This is a genomic window from Dickeya lacustris (assembly GCF_029635795.1).
Taxonomy (GTDB): domain Bacteria; phylum Pseudomonadota; class Gammaproteobacteria; order Enterobacterales; family Enterobacteriaceae; genus Dickeya; species Dickeya lacustris.
Genome location: NZ_CP114280.1, coordinates 3,721,097 through 3,737,138, shown reverse-complemented (window position 1 = coordinate 3,737,138; position 16,042 = coordinate 3,721,097). Strand labels below are relative to the sequence as shown.

17 protein-coding genes are annotated in these 16,042 nt (G+C 52.9%); 10 read left to right on the top strand and 7 right to left on the bottom strand.

Features of this window, described 5'->3' with window-relative positions; genetic code table 11:
* Positions 1-18: 18 nt before the first annotated feature.
* Positions 19-564 carry a GNAT family N-acetyltransferase gene (locus tag O1Q98_RS16915; RefSeq protein ID WP_125258649.1) on the bottom strand — a complete coding sequence of 182 codons (546 nt, stop codon included), beginning with the start codon at positions 562-564 and terminating at the stop codon, positions 19-21.
* Positions 565-696: 132 nt separating this feature from the next.
* On the opposite strand from O1Q98_RS16915, the gene O1Q98_RS16910 reads away from it, so the two are divergent.
* Entirely contained in the window at positions 697-1,578 is an 882-nt protein-coding gene (locus O1Q98_RS16910; RefSeq protein ID WP_125258648.1) for a LysR family transcriptional regulator, read from the top strand.
* 182 nt (positions 1,579-1,760) lie between these two features.
* On the opposite strand, the gene O1Q98_RS16905 is transcribed toward O1Q98_RS16910, so the two are convergent.
* Positions 1,761-2,381, bottom strand: a complete 621-nt coding sequence (locus O1Q98_RS16905; RefSeq protein WP_125258647.1) for a hypothetical protein — start codon at positions 2,379-2,381, stop codon at positions 1,761-1,763.
* Between the two features lie 511 nt (positions 2,382-2,892).
* Here O1Q98_RS16905 and O1Q98_RS16900 point away from each other — a divergent pair.
* The 4 genes from O1Q98_RS16900 to O1Q98_RS16885 are packed head-to-tail and all read left to right on the top strand — an operon-like array spanning position 2,893 to position 5,854.
* Positions 2,893-4,128, top strand: a complete 1,236-nt coding sequence (locus O1Q98_RS16900; RefSeq protein WP_125258646.1) for a SpoIIE family protein phosphatase — start codon at positions 2,893-2,895, stop codon at positions 4,126-4,128.
* 25 nt (positions 4,129-4,153) lie between these two features.
* Complete coding sequence (locus O1Q98_RS16895) at positions 4,154-4,705, top strand: SiaB family protein kinase (RefSeq protein ID WP_125258645.1); 552 nt, start codon at positions 4,154-4,156, stop codon at positions 4,703-4,705.
* A 2-nt stretch (positions 4,706-4,707) separates the two neighbouring features.
* On the top strand, positions 4,708-5,124 hold the full coding sequence (locus O1Q98_RS16890) for a DUF1987 domain-containing protein (protein ID WP_125258644.1): 417 nt from the start codon (positions 4,708-4,710) through the stop codon (positions 5,122-5,124).
* A 4-nt stretch (positions 5,125-5,128) separates the two neighbouring features.
* Positions 5,129-5,854: a GGDEF domain-containing protein gene (locus tag O1Q98_RS16885; protein WP_125258643.1), complete on the top strand. Its 726-nt coding sequence runs from the start codon at positions 5,129-5,131 to the stop codon at positions 5,852-5,854.
* Positions 5,855-5,922: 68 nt separating this feature from the next.
* Here the strand turns inward: O1Q98_RS16885 and O1Q98_RS16880 are convergent, their stop codons facing one another.
* Positions 5,923-6,261 carry a zinc ribbon domain-containing protein YjdM gene (locus tag O1Q98_RS16880; RefSeq protein WP_125258642.1) on the bottom strand — a complete coding sequence of 113 codons (339 nt, stop codon included), beginning with the start codon at positions 6,259-6,261 and terminating at the stop codon, positions 5,923-5,925.
* Positions 6,262-6,640: 379 nt separating this feature from the next.
* On the opposite strand from O1Q98_RS16880, the gene O1Q98_RS16875 reads away from it, so the two are divergent.
* Both O1Q98_RS16875 and mutS read left to right on the top strand, forming a co-directional pair.
* Positions 6,641-7,882 (top strand): MFS transporter, encoded by a 1,242-nt coding sequence (locus O1Q98_RS16875; RefSeq protein WP_125258641.1) that lies wholly within the window; start codon positions 6,641-6,643, stop codon positions 7,880-7,882.
* A 216-nt stretch (positions 7,883-8,098) separates the two neighbouring features.
* Positions 8,099-10,663, top strand: coding sequence for a DNA mismatch repair protein MutS (mutS, locus tag O1Q98_RS16870; RefSeq protein ID WP_125258640.1), 2,565 nt, complete (start codon positions 8,099-8,101; stop codon positions 10,661-10,663).
* Between the two features lie 114 nt (positions 10,664-10,777).
* On the opposite strand, the gene O1Q98_RS16865 is transcribed toward mutS, so the two are convergent.
* Positions 10,778-11,494: a copper resistance protein NlpE N-terminal domain-containing protein gene (locus O1Q98_RS16865; RefSeq protein ID WP_125258639.1), complete on the bottom strand. Its 717-nt coding sequence runs from the start codon at positions 11,492-11,494 to the stop codon at positions 10,778-10,780.
* Positions 11,495-11,532: 38 nt separating this feature from the next.
* Positions 11,533-12,087 (bottom strand): YaeQ family protein, encoded by a 555-nt coding sequence (locus tag O1Q98_RS16860; protein WP_125258638.1) that lies wholly within the window; start codon positions 12,085-12,087, stop codon positions 11,533-11,535.
* Between the two features lie 151 nt (positions 12,088-12,238).
* Between O1Q98_RS16860 and O1Q98_RS16855 the strand changes: the two genes are divergently transcribed.
* From O1Q98_RS16855 to rof, 3 genes are all read left to right on the top strand, one after another.
* Positions 12,239-13,413, top strand: a protein-coding gene (locus tag O1Q98_RS16855; protein ID WP_423201722.1) for an IS3 family transposase whose coding sequence is annotated in 2 segments (ribosomal slippage) — positions 12,239-12,497 and positions 12,497-13,413 — 1,176 coding nt in all. Because the reading frame shifts where the segments join, the coding sequence is not laid out codon by codon here.
* Positions 13,414-13,584: 171 nt separating this feature from the next.
* Entirely contained in the window at positions 13,585-13,788 is a 204-nt protein-coding gene (locus tag O1Q98_RS16850; RefSeq protein WP_125258630.1) for a YaeP family protein, read from the top strand.
* Positions 13,772-14,032 (top strand): Rho-binding antiterminator, encoded by a 261-nt coding sequence (rof, locus tag O1Q98_RS16845; protein ID WP_125258629.1) that lies wholly within the window; start codon positions 13,772-13,774, stop codon positions 14,030-14,032. The genes O1Q98_RS16850 and rof overlap by 17 nt, the downstream gene beginning before the upstream one ends.
* Positions 14,033-14,113: 81 nt before the next feature.
* On the opposite strand, the gene tilS is transcribed toward rof, so the two are convergent.
* Both tilS and O1Q98_RS16835 read right to left on the bottom strand, forming a co-directional pair.
* Complete coding sequence (tilS, locus tag O1Q98_RS16840; protein ID WP_125258628.1) at positions 14,114-15,487, bottom strand: tRNA lysidine(34) synthetase TilS; 1,374 nt, start codon at positions 15,485-15,487, stop codon at positions 14,114-14,116.
* On the bottom strand, positions 15,484-15,900 hold the full coding sequence (locus O1Q98_RS16835) for a VOC family protein (RefSeq protein WP_125258627.1): 417 nt from the start codon (positions 15,898-15,900) through the stop codon (positions 15,484-15,486). Before O1Q98_RS16835 ends, tilS begins: the two co-directional genes overlap by 4 nt.
* Between the last annotated feature and the right edge of the window lie 142 nt (positions 15,901-16,042).

Genomic DNA, 16,042 nt, shown 5'->3' with positions numbered 1-16,042 from the left:
CCTGGGGCACCCGATGATTCACCGCGCATCGCGACATTCCTGCGGCAATGAACTCGCGCCGTCGCCAAGCATACGCTGTAATAACAGCGTATCGACCCAGCGCCCCTGCTTCATTCCGACTGCCTGCAACGTCCCAACTTGCTGAAACCCCAGCGCCTGATGCAGATGTAGCGATGCAGGGCTTGGCGTCGCGGCCACCACCGCGATAACCTGGCGAAAACCGCGTTGTTCGGCCTGCAACAGCGCCGTCTGCAATAACCGCTTGCCGATGCCCCGCCCCAGATGCTCTGGGTGCAAATAAATGGAGTCCTCCAATGTAAAACGATAGGCCTGCCTTGGGCGGTAAAACCCCAAATAGCAATACCCCAGCACCTGATCGTGTTCTGTCGCCACCAGCCAGGGTAATCCGGCATCATGGATACGCCGCCAGCGTTGCAACATCTCCGCCTCATCAGGCGGCTCGGTTTCAAAGGTAGCGATGCTATGTTGCACATGGTGTGCATAAATGTCCCTGATGGCGGCAATGTGGTCGGCCCGCGCGTCGGTAATCACAATCTGATTCATTATTGTATCCTTGTCAGGACAAAACGTTCGCAAGCCGCAGGGTATCCGGCTGCATGAGATAACCAGCTTAACCAACAAGATAGACTAGCAACAGGCACAAACGCTTATCTTCTCTATAAAGGAAAATTTGACATGACCAGGTTAAATCTGGAATGGCTGGAGACCTTTACCACCGTCATTCGACTTGGCAGCTTCTCAGGAGCGGCCAACCAGCTCAACGTGAGCCAACCAGCGGTCAGCCAGCATATGCGCCAGCTCGAGCACCATCTGGGCGTGCGTTTGGCCGAACGCAGCGGCAAAATATTGCGCCCAACCCCTGCGGGCACGCTGTTGCTGGAAAAAATCACCCAGATTCAGCAATTATTAGACGAAACACACCAGGTCATTGCGGATTATACCGACGATGTGGTCGGCCACATTTTATTGGGCACCGGCGCGACCGCCTGTATTCATCTGTTACCGGCCTTGCTGCACCAGTTGCGATGCGACTACCCACGCCTGACCGTCGGTGTACGTACCGGAAACACCCGCGACATTGTGCAAGCGGTGCTGGATAACCGAATCGACACCGGACTGGTCGCATTACCGGTTACAGGCCATGCGCTGGACATCACCCCGGTACTGGAAGAAGAACTGGTCGCCATCAGCAGTACGCCAATGGGAGGAAAGCCGATATCGCCCGACCTGCTCCAGGCTCACCCGCTGATACTCTTTGAACAAGGCAGCAGTACACGCACGTTGATCGAACGCTGGTTTGCCACCCATCATCTTTGCGCCGCGCCGGTCATGGAACTGGGCAGCATTGAAGCGATTAAGGAGATGGTTGCCGCAGGGCTTGGGAACAGCATTGTGCCGCGCATGTCGGTCAAACACACCGCTGATGAACAGCGCTACTATATTGGCACGCTGAACCCGCCGTTGACCCGCACATTGGCTATCGTGACGCGTCACGATAAGTTGCTCAACAAGGCATTACGGCTGGTTCTGGAAAGAATAAAATCCCCGTCGGCATAAAAAAGACACCAATATACACCACGTCATAACGGACAACGTCATAACGGACGACGTCATAACGGACGACGTCATAATGAGTGATTTCGTATCTCGGCTGACCGCCGCGATTGTTATGACTTTCAGGAAACAGCCACACATAGGATGCCGCACCATCCACACATAATAAAACCCACGCCGAGGGATTAGCTTGCTTTCGGCAGGTTCTCGGCGCTACCGGGTAGCGTCCAGGGAATATCTGCTGTGTGTGAGCCCATCATTTGCTGTATTTTCTCGTACACCTCAGCCGCCGACATACCGTTATACAAACTCTGGCTATAATAGCCAAACTCTGCGCTAGCCGGTGCGCTGGTTTGCAGCCGAGAACCATTCCAGTTCAAATCGGCAGATGTAATACGCTTGCCGGTCAGCGCATCATAACTTTGTGTTTCACCGTCTGCTGATTTCACAACAGAAACCAATATACCGCCGTATAAAGGAATACCGGTCATTCGTAATGAGCGCTCCAGAGATAACTCTTTCTGCTGCTTCTCAAGCTTTTCTTTTTTCAGTTGATCATCCAGCGACGTAGCACGCGGATTTACTTCGCCAGAATTATTTTTATTATTATCCGACAATTGATTATTCAACGAATTATTCGTGTTGCCGGATTTAAACGAGCCAGAACTGTTGCCGCTCGACGTATTCATCCCGATCGAATCGAGGCTGTCACTCGCGCTGCTGGCGCTGTAGGTTGCCCCTGAGCCATAACTCGACTGAGGATAGAACGATGCTGTGTTTTGTATTTGAACGCCTGATATAGCCACAGTCTGACTCCTTTTTTCTTTTTAACGATGACATGCTTCTACGGGCACTGATCTGTTAGAGCGACTCAACACCAATATCTTGAAATAAAAAACAAATATACCTATGCAGGTATCAATACAGGGTAATCAAACCAATGCTGTTACCCAAAACCATCAGGAAAGTAAACGTATACTGAGCGACTTCCACCTGCCATTTTCTTTCGGGCTCTTCATATTACCGATATCCGGCAACCAGGGGCCGTGCATTTCACGTAGCCTAAAGAAAGGGCGGAACTACCTGTAAAATATATCGGCCATTTTTCTTTTTCATTAATACGAAAAAAGCATAAAAACGCTCACAAAACGAACCAGCAGGAAATATTTATTCACCAGTGTAAGGGTAACGCTAACAATTTCCTGGCATTTTCTTCCGATATTCATCATGCCTCGGTCTGGCTTGCCAGTGTCATATTTTCGTCACATCGCACTGTTAATTTGGCGGTAGTCTATTTTTATAAGAAAGACAAGCCAAATGAGCGCGTTACCCCCACAGGAGCACCGGTTGCGTTGCGTGACATTCCCAAGCGCGCGCGATCTTTGCATCACAACGCCGGATGTCTCTCCCGCCACAGACAACGCCACCGTCTTGCAGCTATTCAGCCGTCATAAGGAGTTGGTGAGTTTGCCTGTCGTGGAGTCAGGCAGGCCCTTTGGTTTGATAAACCGCCACAGTTTCCTGTCACACATGGCGCGCCCCTATTATCGGGAACTTTATGACAGAAAAAGCTGTATCGCTTTTATGGATAAAACCCCACTCATTGTCGAGGCGACATCCTCACTGAGCGATATCGCCGACAAAGCCGTGATTAGCGGCGATCGCTTTCTGGCCGATGGATTCATTATCACAGAACAGGGCCGCTATCTTGGCATTGGTCTGGGAATAGACCTGTTTCGAATAGTCTCGGACACGCATGTTCGCCAGCACCAGCAAATTCTCCAAAGCATTGAATATGCTAGCGTGATTCAAGGTGCCATGCTCCAGCCATTTCAACAAACAATGGCTGCAACATTAAAAGACTGGTGTCTGAGCTGGCAACCCCGGGACTGCGTAGGGGGGGACAGTTACGCGTTTCGTCGCTATGAGCAAGGCTGGCTGGCGGTCATTGCCGACTGTACCGGACATGGCGTTCCCGGTGCCTTTATGACCATTATTTTTAATTCTGCGCTGGAGCAGGCGTTGGGCCAACACCGCCCCGAGGAGCCAGACCGCATACTGGCGGCCATTAACCGCTATATAAAAGATACCTTAGGGCAGAATAAGGGTGGTTACACCCCTCCTTCCGCCTCTGATGATGGCTGTGATGCCTTAGTGGTCTATCTGAATAGCCAGACACAAACCCTTCACTGGGCCAGTGCGCGCATGGTGGCTTTTCTGGTCGACGCCTCCAGCGGCGAGTTAATCACGCTTGAAAATGATCGCATGGGGATAGGCTACACCGATACCCCTTATGACTATCACTGGCGCGCCTATCAGCGTCCTCTGCTATCGCAAGATCTGTTTTTCACCACCACGGATGGCCTGACGGATCAGATAGGTGAAGAGCGCCCTATCAAATTTGGCAAGCGACGCCTGCAAAATCTGCTGTTGCGTTTTTGCTCGTTACCCATGAATCAGCTTGCCGAACAACTGCTACAACAACATCACGCCTGGCAAGGCGGCCAGCAACGCAGGGATGACCTGACTTTTTGGGGATTCAGACACCCCTAATTTATGAACCAGGCGAACACAAAACATGTCCCACAGCACATACACTGAATTTATCAACCTCTCGCAACAGCAGAATATTGCGCTGTATTACGTGGGGTATTTTTCACAAAACATTGTCTGCTCACTGGCAGAGACGGTACGCCTGCAATTGGAGAAAAGCAGCGCGCCGCCACCAATACGGCGCAAACTGTTCTCAAGCTTTATTGAGATGACACAAAACATTATTCACTACTCTGCCTGTGCGCTCACACCAGAGGCGCAGAATAACGAAATTCGCCACGGGTCAGTCTGCATTGGTGTTGAAGCAGGGAAATATTTTCTGCTCAGTGCCAACCGCGTGTGTACAGCGGATATTCATACACTGCGGGGCCGGTTAGAGATGCTCGAAGCCATGACCAGCGATGAGATTCGGCTAGCCTATAAAGCTTCACTGCGGGAAGCGGCTCCGGCATCAAGCAAAGGGGCGGATATTGGGCTGCTCACCGTTGCGCGAGATGCCAGCGAACCGCTGCAATTCACCTTTCGTGACGATGCAACCACCGGGCTTGCCACGTTCTACCTGAAGGCGGTGATTTAACCATGACAGACATAATTACAACAGATAACCTCCATATTATCGGCACGGCCAGTACGCCAGGCGTCGATTTTCGCTTTGATACACATCAGCTTTCGCTATCCGGTGAGTCTTACCCGGAAAACGCTGCCGCTTTTTACGGCCCATTGATTGAACGGGTTCAGCATTATCTGCGCACATGTTTAGCGTGCGAGCATCCCCCCGCCCACATCGATGTGCATGTCTCGCTGCTCTATTTCAACAGCTCCAGCACCAAAATGCTGTTCAGCCTGTTTAATCACCTTAATCATGCCGCCACCCAGAAACTGACGATCCGTTTGCACTGGTATTACGATCAGGATGATGACATTGCGCAAGAGTTTGGTCAGGAGCTGAGTATCGATTTTCCTGCATTGGATTTCAGCCCACATATTCTGGAGTAGCGGTATGAGTCACTATGAACTGTTTACACCTGAATATGACATTCTGCTCTCTGTGCGTAATGTCGCAGCACAGCCAGACATGCCCGCCGAGGTCTACCGCGAGAGTTTGATCATGCTGGCGGAACATTATCAACGTCTGGTGCGCGAAACCCATCGATTGATTACCCGCAGCGATCGGGCTGAACGCGAGCTAACCCGGCTAAACAGCCAATTGCATCAGTTAGCCGTCGAGCTGGAATACAAGGCCACGCATGATCCACTCACGGATGTATTCAACCGCAGCGCGATTATCGATTTGGTTGATCACGCTCTGGAGCAAGATCAAGCGGCCTTGATAGTGCTGGATATCGACCATTTCAAACAGGTCAACGACGCTTACGGCCACCCGACGGGCGATGCGGTGATTTGTGCCCTGATTGCGCGCATTCGAGAGGTGTTACAAGGTAAAGGCAGCATTGGCCGGGTGGGGGGTGAAGAGTTCACCATTCTGCTTGATGGCCACACGTTGATGGCCGCCGTTGACATCGCAGCACAGATTCACGTCAGTTTGAACCACACGATTCTGGAAGCGCTGCCACAGCACCATGTCACCGCCAGTTTCGGCGTTAGCTGGGCACCACGACACACCCGATTCGACACACTGTATGGCAGTGCAGATACCGCACTCTATCAGGCTAAACACCGGGGCCGTAATCGCGTGGAATATATTCCTATCGATATAACAGGCTAGCCGCGCCCCTGGTTGAGCTGATACGCCGAAACAATACGCTGGCAAGCGGATGCCGCCAGCGCACCCCATCAGTTCTTCTTCACAAACTCTGACTTCAGTTTCATCGGGCCGAAACCGTCGATTTTACAATCGATGTTATGATCCCCTTCCACCAAACGAATGCCCTTCACGCGGGTGCCTATTTTTAGCACTGATGAGCTACCTTTGACCTTCAGATCTTTAATCACGGTCACGGTATCACCGTCTGACAACAGGTTGCCATTGGCATCACGTACCACTATTCCCTCTTCCTGCTCGCCATCATGTTGCGCCGACCAAACATGGCCACATTCCGGGCAATTGAGCATGGCATCGTCCTGCCAGGTATATTCAGACTGACATTTAGGGCACGCAGGCAACTGTTGCATAAGATTCCTCATTAAAATCTAATTAAATAATATAAAAATCAAATATATCAATGAATAAAAAATTCAATATCGACTATTTTATCTTTTCAGCAACCGTTCGGATAGCCTAAAAAAGACAAAAAAAATCACAACCCACACATTAATTTTATAAAAACAGGCAATTAGCTCACTATTATCACGCCTTCGCTCAGCTGGCAGAGCAGCGCTGACCGCACTCAAAAAACGTTACATTTTTCTTACATCCAGGCTCACGAAGGCCGGTTTCAGCCTGCCATAACTTAGGTACACTGATAGCCAGTCCCAGCCGGTATTGCGCCTGATAAACACCGGCTGCAATAGGATATAACACAGCCTCTTCCCCTCTTTTTGGATAACCACCGTGGAAACTGTTTCACCATTAAAACATGCCACTTTTTTATATTTCTGGGCCGGGCAAATTGCCTCTTCATTTGCCTTTCAAATGCTGGTCGTCGGCATTGGCTGGCAAATGTATGACCTGACGAACAGCGCGATGAATCTCGGGCTGGTTGGATTAGCCCAGTTTTTACCACAGCTAGCCTTAACCCTTGTGGCAGGGCACACCGTTGACCAATACAACCGCCGCCTGATTATTCTGTGCTGCCGCCTGATGATGGCGGCAACCGTGATGGTACTGGCAATCGGCAATATCACTCATACCATCAACGCCAGCATGATCTACGGTTGCTCGGCGCTGTTAGGTGCCACTCGCGCGTTTGAAATGCCAGCGACACAGGCCTTGCTGCCCAACCTGATTGCACCGGCCATGCTGTCTCGTGCTGTCGCGCTGATGGCCTCGGCCCGCGAAGCCACGGTGATTGCAGGCCCGGCGCTGGGTGGGCTCATCTATCTGCTCGGCCCTACGACCCTTTATGCCAGCAGTGTCGCAGGTTTACTGATATCGTTTCTGTTATTGCTCAATCTACGCTACGCCTACAAAGCCCCGGCGCGCACACCGGTGACGCTGGCAAACCTGTTCGGCGGCATGACGTTTATCCGCCGCAACCCGGTTATTTTCGGCTCTATCTCGCTGGATATGTTCGCGGTATTACTGGGCGGAGCAACGGCACTGTTACCGATCGTCGCTAAAGATATTTTACACACCGGCCCATGGGGGCTCGGCCTATTACGCTGCGCACCCGCGCTGGGCGCGGTGTTGATGTCGCTCTATTTAAGTCGCCGCCCTCTCACCCGCCATGTGGGAAAAATCATGTTCGCTGCCGTCGCGCTCTTTGGTGTCGCCACGATAGCTTTCGGTCTATCCGGTAATCTGTTTTTATCGCTATTTGCCCTGCTGATACTCGGCGCATCCGACATGATAAGTGTGGTTATCCGCTCCACGCTGGTTCAACTGGAAACCCCTGACGAAATGCGTGGCCGTGTCAGCGCCGCAAACTCGATATTCATCGGCACGTCCAACCAACTGGGGGAGTTTGAGTCCGGTGTCACCGCTGCCTGGTTCGGCGTGGTTCCGGCAATCGTTCTGGGCGGCTGCGGCACGCTGCTGGTCGTCGCGATATGGATGAAGTATTTTCCAATGTTAACCCAACGCCAGACGCTGGAAGCCAACGAAAACCCCCACGCCGACCACACAACGCAATAAGCGCAAACGACAATACGCACGCTCTGTCTCAGTACCGCTCTTCGACAGAGCGCTCCAGCCCCCCTTGAAGATGAGGGATGTTTCCCCGCAGTTTCCCTCACTGACGGACTCCGTTATCATGCAGCCTGACATTTCCCATGAGATGCCGTGACACTCACTTAAGAAGAATAAACTCACCCTCTCATCCAAACTCAAGAGAATGGACATCACAACCTGATGAGTAAACAAGAGAATTTCGACGCGCATACCCCGATGATGCAGCAGTACCTCAAGCTCAAATCCCAACACCCCGATATTCTGTTGTTTTATCGCATGGGCGATTTTTACGAGCTGTTTTATGACGATGCCCGGCGCGCGTCGCAGTTACTCGATATCTCGCTGACCAAGCGCGGCGCATCGGCTGGCGAGCCGATTCCCATGGCCGGTGTGCCACATCATGCGGTGGAAAACTATTTAGCGAAGCTGGTGCAACTGGGTGAATCTGCGGCTATTTGCGAGCAAATTGGCGACCCGGCCACCAGTAAAGGGCCTGTCGAGCGCAAAGTGGTGCGCATTGTCACACCAGGAACGATCAGCGACGAAGCGCTGTTGCAGGAAAAACAGGATAATTTGCTCGCCGCTATCTGGCAGGAAAGCAGAGGGTTTGGTTACGCCACGCTGGATATCAGTTCCGGGCGTTTTCAACTTTCGGAACCCGCCGATGATGAAACCATGGCCGCCGAATTACAGCGTACTAACCCCGCCGAGCTGTTGTACCCGGAAAACTTCGCGGCGATGCGCCTTATCGAACATCGTCATGGGCTGCGGCGTCGCCCGCTGTGGGAGTTCGAGCCGGATACGGCACGCCAGCAACTCAACCTGCAATTTGGTACGCGCGACCTCACCGGTTTTGGCGTGGAGCAGGCGCATCTTGGCCTGCGCGCGGCAGGCTGTTTGCTGCAATACGCCAAAGACACACAGCGCACCTCGCTGCCGCATATCCGTGGTATCACGATGGAGCGTCAGCAAGATGGCATCATCATGGATGCCGCCACCCGGCGTAATCTGGAGCTCACGCAAAATTTATCCGGCGGCAGTGACAATACCTTAGCGTCGGTGCTGGATCATACGGTAACGGCAATGGGCAGCCGCATGCTCAAGCGCTGGTTGCATGCGCCGATCCGCGACACGGCATTACTCTCACTGCGCCAGCAGGCGATTGGTGCCTTACAGGAAGTGGCCGACGAGCTGCAACCGTTGTTACGTCAGGTCGGCGATTTGGAGCGTATTCTTGCCCGGCTCGCGCTGCGCACGGCACGCCCGCGCGATCTGGCCAGAATGCGTCATGCCTTCCAGCAATTGCCGCTTATCCATGCCGTGCTGACCCCGATTGACGGCGAATCCGTTCAGCGCTTGCGCCAGCAAACCGGCGAGTTCGAGGCACTACGCGAGCTGCTGGAGCGAGCGATTATCGAGTCACCGCCAGTGCTGGTGAGAGACGGTGGCGTGATAGCCAGCGGCTATCACGCCGAACTGGATGAATGGCGTGCGCTGGCCGATGGCGCCAGTGATTATCTGGACAGGCTGGAGGTACGCGAGCGCGAGCGACTGGGGATAGATACCCTGAAAGTCGGTTTTAATGGCGTACACGGTTATTACATTCAGGTTAGTCGCGGGCAAAGCCATTTGGTGCCCATTCATTACGTGCGCCGCCAGACGCTGAAAAACGCCGAGCGCTACATCATTCCCGAGCTAAAAGAATACGAAGACAAAGTGCTGACATCAAAAGGGAAAGCACTGGCTCTGGAAAAAGCGCTGTACGATGAACTGTTCGATTTGTTGCTGCCGCACCTTGAGGCGCTGCAACAAAGCGCCAGCGCCCTGGCCGAACTGGATGTGCTGGCGAACCTTGCCGAGCGTGCCGATACGCTGAACTACGTCTGCCCGACGCTCAGTGACAAGCCCGGCATTCGCATCACGGCGGGACGCCACCCGGTGGTAGAGAACGTGTTAAAAGAACCGTTCATCGCCAACCCGCTGTCCCTGTCTCCCCAGCGTCGGCTACTTATCATCACCGGCCCGAACATGGGCGGGAAAAGTACCTATATGCGGCAGGCGGCGTTAATCGTATTAATGGCGCATATCGGCAGCTATGTTCCGGCAGATCAAGCGGTCATTGGCCCGGTAGACCGCATTTTCACTCGTGTGGGTGCCGCTGACGACCTCGCTTCAGGGCGTTCGACCTTTATGGTCGAAATGACAGAAACCGCCAACATCCTGCACAATGCCACCGAACACAGCCTGGTGTTGATGGATGAGATTGGCCGGGGCACCTCCACCTATGATGGGCTCTCTCTGGCATGGGCGTGCGCGGAAACGCTGGCCAACAAAATCAAAGCGATGACGCTTTTCGCCACGCACTATTTTGAGCTGACCACGCTGCCGGAAAAAATGGCCGGTGTGATGAATATTCATCTGGATGCGCTGGAACACGGTGACACCATCGCCTTCATGCACAGCGTGCAAGAAGGGGCGGCCAGCAAAAGCTATGGGCTGGCGGTTGCTGCGCTGGCGGGCGTACCGAAAGAGGTTATCCGGCGGGCCCGGCAGAAGCTCAAAGAGCTGGAGTCCCTGGCCGGTCATGCCAGCGCCAGTCATGTTGACGGCTCACAATTGCCGCTGCTGGCAGCGACAGAGCCCGAGCCCTCACCGGCACTGGAGGCGTTGGACGCCATTGACCCCGATGCATTAACGCCGCGTCAGGCGCTGGAATGGCTGTATAAACTCAAAAATCTGCGCTGAAACCGGTGTATACATCGACTAACGATGCACCATGCAAGCGGATTAGGGTGAGTGTCGCGCTAAACACGCACCCTGAATGAAACGAGTGGAGATCGTGCCGCTCTTCGCGGCAGGTCATAACGCGGCACGGCCAGATGGCAGCCCGGCATGATGTACATACGATGACAGTAGCACGCGAGGGTAAGCATTCCGGCCCTCGTCTGCCTGGCGCTGTATCACAACCTGCTCTGCTGTGATGAAGTAGGTACTGTTGTTGATCTCTACGCGTTGTTGCAAACAGGCAACCTGCGTCAACCAGGAGCGGCCCGCTGGCGATATTTGCGATGACCGTGTTTGCGAGGCTAATGTTTGCGAAGCTAATGTTTGCAATGATAATGCCTTTGATGACAATACCTTGCCAATTCGCAGGGGAACGTTGCGCACGATAGGATTTGCGTCAACGGTTAGCAGCCGGTAGCCCGGTTGAGTATTCAGCGGTTGCGCATCATCGCCCAGTGCTTCAAGGCCATTATCCCGTGGCCGAAAATAGCGTTTTTCACCATAGCTGTCCGTCAACACCAGCCGCTCGGCGGTACGGCTCCAGCGGCCAGATTCCGATATCGTGGTATGGCTGTCACGCCCTGACGAGTAACGCTCTTGCATAATAAAACTGCCATCCTTATCCAAAAACAAGGATGCCTCAACATCGCCACACCCCATGCAAGGCAGCGTGCCACGATAATACTGTGCCATCGGTTTTAGCGGTTCTTCCTGAAAAGCCGTATGTGAATGACACCCAATAAGGCCAGACACCAATAAAACAAGTAACACCCCTGTCGCCCGTTTTTTCATCCCTATTCTCCTGCTGCATGATGCTGACATAGGCTCAGTTAATCCTTACTCTGAGCGCACTGCCAGTCACAAAATGACAGTTCCAGATTATTCTCACTATCAGACAACCAGATAGTCCCTTCCTGAAGCGTAGCCTGTAATGACATCGAGCGCTTTGCCAGCGCGGCTAACTGCGCCAGTTGATTATCAGCGAGAAAGCGAACGGCGAGATTATCAAGCTGTGCGGCTTTCTCTGCCATATTTTGCCACCAGACGTTGGCAGCCCTCTCACCATAGGCATACAGCACCACCTGCGATGACAAGCTACAGGCTTTTTTCAACCGTTTCTCATCCGGCAGGCCCAGTTCAATCCACACCAGACGCTGGCCATCATCACTGTGCAACCAGATTTCGGGTTCATCATCGGCACTCAACCCTTTGGTAAAGTGTAAGCGTTCATCTGCATGACAAATCCACGCCAACAGTCGCAACATCATGCGCTGATCGGTTTCTGACGGATGTTGCGCCAGCGTCAGGCTGACATCCTGAAAAAATGCGCGATCCATATCAGCAATATTGACATTGGCTTTGTAAACCGTTGCTTTTAAGGCCATCTTTTACCCCTTGAGACAAGAGCGGTAGTCTACCCCAGCAACGCACGCCATCACAGCGCTCTCTTTACGGCTCGGGTTGTAGTGGCACACTAAATTTGGCCACCTGAATAGAGGTGATATCATCGCCTCATAGTCAAAAACAGGTGACATTATGACCGGACGTAACAGACGCAATTTTAGCCCTGAGTTTCGCCTTGAAGCTGCCCAGCTTGTACTCGATCAGCATTACACTGTTGCCGCCGCTGCCACGGCAATGAATGTCGGCAAATCCACGATGGATAAGTGGGTCCGCCAGTTGAAAGAAGAACGAGCGGGAAAATCACCCATAGCTTCACCCATGACACCTGAGCAGATTGAAATACGCGAGCTGAAGAAAAGACTTCAACGTGTTGAAATGGAAAGGGATATATTAAAAAAGGCTACCGCGCTCTTGATGTCAGACTCCCTGAACAATTCTCATTAGTTGAGAAACTCAGGGCGCGGTTTCCCGTTGCCGTTATGTGCAATGTGTTTGGGGTTCATCGCAGCAGCTATAAATACTGGCGGCAACCAAAGAAGCCTGATGCCACACACGTGGTATTACTCAGTCTTGTTCGTGAAAGCTATCGCGAAAGTCATGGTTCTGCAGGTGCACGTAATATTGCCGCGATGGTCACAACCAAAGGCGTAAAACTGAGTCGCTGGCGGGCAACAAAGCTGATGAAAGCACTTAATCTCATCAGCTGTCAGCAGCCCGGCCATCGATATAAGAAGGCGTCTAAGGAGCACGTAGAGATCCCCAATTATCTTGAGCGCCAGTTTGCAGTAACAGAACCTAATCAGGTCTGGTGTGGTGATGTGACGTATATCTGGACAGGTAAACGTTGGGCTTATTTAGCCGTTGTGCTTGATCTGTTTTCTCGTAAACCAGTTGGCTGGGCGATGTCATTTTTCCCGGACTCTGCATTGACAACGAAAGCGCTGTCCATGGCCTGGGAAGCGCGAGGAAAACCCTCTAATTTGCTGTATCACTCGGATCAAGGTAGCCACTATACCAGCAGAAATTTCAGACAATTACTGTGGAGATATCAGATAAAGCAAAGCCTGAGTCGCCGGGGGAATTGCTGGGATAACAGCCCGATGGAACGTTTTTTTAGAAGCCTGAAAACAGAGTGGGTGCCGAATAATGGATACGCCAACTTTAGTGAAGCCAGCGCAGCGATAACGAACTACATCACGGAATATTACAGCCAGCTCAGACCCCATCAATATAATGGTGGTTTGACGCCGAATGAATCAGAACGATTGTTCTGGAAAAACTCTAACGCTGTGGCCAGTTTTTGTTGACCACTACAGGTCAAGGTTCGCAATTGCCGCCGCATTATACTGATAACATAAGCGTGCCTATGCTATAGTCGGAGGAGAGATTAGAGTTTATCTTCGTAGACTTACGTCACGTTCACAACACAATCAAGCGTGCATGAATCTCTACCGGGTTAAGCTCTATGGGAGGATATAGTGCAACAATACAGTGAATTGGTACGCCGTCTTTATGCAGAGATCGCCAGTGGCGATCTGGGGTTTATCCCCGACGCGCTGGGTTGTGTATTAAAAACCCTGGACGGTATTGCGGCAAACAGCGATTTACCGTCCTCTGTCAGGGAACAGGCGGCTTATGCCGCCGCTAACTTATTGGTGAGCGATTATGTCAATGAGTCATGAATATCAACCCATCAATTGTGATGACTACGATAATCTGGAAGCCACCTGTCAACAGCAACTGACGTTGACGGTAGAGCTACGTGACGGTGAGGTCGTAGTGGGTAAGGCCAGTGATATTTTATCTCGAAAAAACGTTGAATATCTGGTACTGGACTCATCAGGCCAGCAACGTGAACTGCGGCTCGACCACATCCTGAGCTTCAGTCACCCGGAAATTGGCAAAGTCGTTGTCAGCGAACCCTGACAGACCCCACGCTATTACGTCACCTTGCGCTTACGCGACACGCAGCGGGCAACGAAAGTTGCCCGTTATTTTTTCGTCTTATCATAGTGATGGCTTGTGCCATGCAATACACCATCCCTTCTCACCCTCGGCAACGGCCCCTTCGCGGGTAACAAACACCCCGGCGGCGGCAATCAGTTGCTGATTGTAAAAAATCAGCGGGATACGCTCACGCTCCCAGGGCGGGACAGCTAACTCCTGCCACAGTTTTTTCGCCGGACGGCCATGCGCCCGCCCGACTATTTGCACATATCCCTGCAAACCAAAGCGAATACTGACGACTTCATCAGCGCGGGGTTGCCTGACGCACAAGCCTTGTGCTGCAACAGACAACTGTGCAACAGGCAACGGTGCAACAGACAAGCTTCCCAATCCGTCCGGCAATGGCCGTTCTACCGTCTCGGCAGGCCATGGCAGACACAGTGTCGTCAGTGAGGTAAAACGCGGCAACCAATAAAGATAATCACGAAAGCGGCGCACCTGATAGTCGCCCAGTTGCAGGCAAGGGTTCGCGTCTTCACGGCTTAAGGCCACGTCCTGCCACAAACGGCTTAACTGCCCACGCGACGGCATTCGCCCGCCCCGCCCGGCCAGCCAGCGGCGTAGCAAGGCAAAACGGCGCGGCGCACTCATCTCGGCGAGCGCGGGGATAGCAATGCCCCCTTCGGCATTGCTCAGTGCCGCCAGCGATTCCGCCAGCAGTTCATCCAGTAGCTGTTCCTGTTCGGCACAGAGCGATGCGCTACGTGCAACCGCTGCCGGGAAATGGGGCCAACGCGCTTTGAGTTGAGGTAACACTTGTCGTCGCAGAAAATTACGGTCATAGCGCTCATCAGTATTGCTGTCATCTTCTATCCAGCACAAATGATGTGCGTTGGCATAGGTTTCCAGCGCGGCTCGCGGCACCTCCAGCAGCGGGCGTAACAGGCGAGCCTCGCCAAACAGCGACTCCGCCGCCATGGATGCCAGCCCAGCGGGGCCGCTGCCTCGTTTGAGCGCCAGCAACAACGTTTCGCACTGATCATCCTGATGCTGGGCGGTCAACAGCCGCTCTCCCGCAAGCAGATGCTGTGCCAAGGCGTGATAGCGCGCCGTGCGCGCCGCCGCCTCAATGCCGCCCTCTTGCGGGTTGACGTCAACATACGCCACGCTAAACGGCACCTGCCAGCGCTGGCACTGTTGCTGGCAATGCTCGGCCCACTGATCAGCGTATTGGCTCAACCCGTGATGTACGTATACCGCCCGTAAAGACAGCGCCAGACGTGAGCGCAAGCGCATCATGGCATGGAGTAATACGGTGGAATCCACACCGCCACTGTAAGCGACCAAAAAATGTTTATGACAACCAACAGACGCCTCAATACTGCGCTCGACATCTCGGCATAACGCGTCCGGCGGTGTTATCTGCGTATTCATACCCTTTCTGCATTCATTGAAGGTGAATGTTCATACAATTCAAGAGGTAATCCATCTGGATCGGTAAAGAAAGTAAAACGGCGGCCCGTAAGTTCATCAATACGCACCGGCTCACACACCACGCCAGCCCGCTCAAGCGCCGTTACCGCCACGGCGACATCAGCAACGGCAAAGGCAAGATGACGCAGGCCACAGGCCTCCGGCTGGCTGACGCGCGCGGGAGCCGATGGAAATGAAAACAGCTCGATAAGATAGCGCCCGTTCAGTGCCAAATCACCTTTCCAGGAGTCGCGGGCCGCCCGGTAGACCTCTTGTTGCAGCGTAAAACCGAGCACCTCGCAATAAAAGCGCTTACTGCGTTGATAATCGGATGCAATGATAGCGATATGGTGAACATCCAGCAGAGTCAGCATGATATTGTTTTCTCTGATTTTTCTGTGAAAGTGTTTGCTGTGACGTTACTGTCTTTAACGTTACGGTCAGCGAAGCTGACTTTCGCTAAAAAAGTAGCACCGCAGGCATAACGCGGCAGGGAAATATGCGTTGCCAGAATAG

Coding starts and splice junctions, on each gene's coding strand:
- O1Q98_RS16915 (WP_125258649.1), bottom strand. CDS start 564: ATGAATCAGATTGTGATTACCGACGCGCGGGCCGACCACATTGCCGCC.
- O1Q98_RS16910 (WP_125258648.1), top strand. CDS start 697: ATGACCAGGTTAAATCTGGAATGGCTGGAGACCTTTACCACCGTCATT.
- O1Q98_RS16900 (WP_125258646.1), top strand. CDS start 2,893: ATGAGCGCGTTACCCCCACAGGAGCACCGGTTGCGTTGCGTGACATTC.
- O1Q98_RS16895 (WP_125258645.1), top strand. CDS start 4,154: ATGTCCCACAGCACATACACTGAATTTATCAACCTCTCGCAACAGCAG.
- O1Q98_RS16890 (WP_125258644.1), top strand. CDS start 4,708: ATGACAGACATAATTACAACAGATAACCTCCATATTATCGGCACGGCC.
- O1Q98_RS16885 (WP_125258643.1), top strand. CDS start 5,129: ATGAGTCACTATGAACTGTTTACACCTGAATATGACATTCTGCTCTCT.
- O1Q98_RS16880 (WP_125258642.1), bottom strand. CDS start 6,261: ATGCAACAGTTGCCTGCGTGCCCTAAATGTCAGTCTGAATATACCTGG.
- mutS (WP_125258640.1), top strand. CDS start 8,099: ATGAGTAAACAAGAGAATTTCGACGCGCATACCCCGATGATGCAGCAG.
- O1Q98_RS16865 (WP_125258639.1), bottom strand. CDS start 11,494: ATGAAAAAACGGGCGACAGGGGTGTTACTTGTTTTATTGGTGTCTGGC.
- O1Q98_RS16860 (WP_125258638.1), bottom strand. CDS start 12,087: ATGGCCTTAAAAGCAACGGTTTACAAAGCCAATGTCAATATTGCTGAT.
- rof (WP_125258629.1), top strand. CDS start 13,772: ATGTCAATGAGTCATGAATATCAACCCATCAATTGTGATGACTACGAT.
- tilS (WP_125258628.1), bottom strand. CDS start 15,487: ATGAATACGCAGATAACACCGCCGGACGCGTTATGCCGAGATGTCGAG.
- O1Q98_RS16835 (WP_125258627.1), bottom strand. CDS start 15,900: ATGCTGACTCTGCTGGATGTTCACCATATCGCTATCATTGCATCCGAT.